Annotated in this window: 1 protein-coding gene and 1 pseudogene; both read right to left on the bottom strand. The window is 67.4% G+C overall.

What is annotated here, in order from left to right; translation table 11 throughout:
• Nucleotides 1-455 (bottom strand): TerD family protein (locus GTW40_RS26290; protein WP_161182646.1); only part of this gene is annotated, 455 nt, incomplete at its 3' end.
• A gap of 101 nt (nucleotides 456-556) precedes the next feature.
• Nucleotides 557-709 (bottom strand): annotated as a pseudogene (locus GTW40_RS26295) (calcium homeostasis/redox stress adaptation protein); the annotation flags it as partial.

A 709-nucleotide genomic window follows, 5' to 3' on the forward strand; every position in this document is an offset into this window, starting at 1 on the left:
TCGGTGGAGGCGTCCTCGCTCAGGTCGTAGCGGGCGAGTTCCTGGTCGTCGGCGCGGTTGACCACGCGGATGAACGCATTGGACACCTGGCCGAAGGACTGCCCCCGATCGTCCGCCATATGGATCGAGACGGGGAAGATGATCTTTTCGCACCGGTCGGGCACCCGGGAGAGATCCACCAGAATCGATTCGTCGTCGCCCTCGCCCTCACCGGTGAGATTGTCGCCGGTGTGCTCGACCGAGCCGTCCGGGCTGGTGAGCTGGTTGTAGAAGACGAACCACTCGTCCCCCAGGACCCGGTTCCCGGCGCCGCACAGCAGGGCGCTGGCGTCGAGGTCGAAGGGGGCGCCGGTGGTGGACCGGGCGTCCCAGCCGAGCCCGATCATGACGTTGGTGAGATTCGGCGCGGCCTTGGAGAGGGAGACATTGCCTCCCTTGGCAAGCGTGACACCCATGATGCTGGTCCTCCCCTGTGGTGCTTCCCTGTGTCTCTCCTGCGCGTCCGGCGCCGACCGCAAACGCGGAACGGCGCCGGAGCAGGGTGGAACGTGTGGCGTCAGACGTTGACGCCGAAGTCCTGGGCGATGCCGCGCAGTCCCGAGGCGTAGCCCTGGCCGATGGCGCGGAACTTCCACTCGGCGCCGTTGCGGTAGAGCTCGCCGAAGACCATGGCGGTCTCGGTGGAGGCGTCCTCGCTCAGGTCGTAGCG

Origin of the sequence: Streptomyces sp. SID4985 (assembly GCF_009863025.1) — a bacterium.
GTDB lineage: Bacteria > Actinomycetota > Actinomycetes > Streptomycetales > Streptomycetaceae > Streptomyces.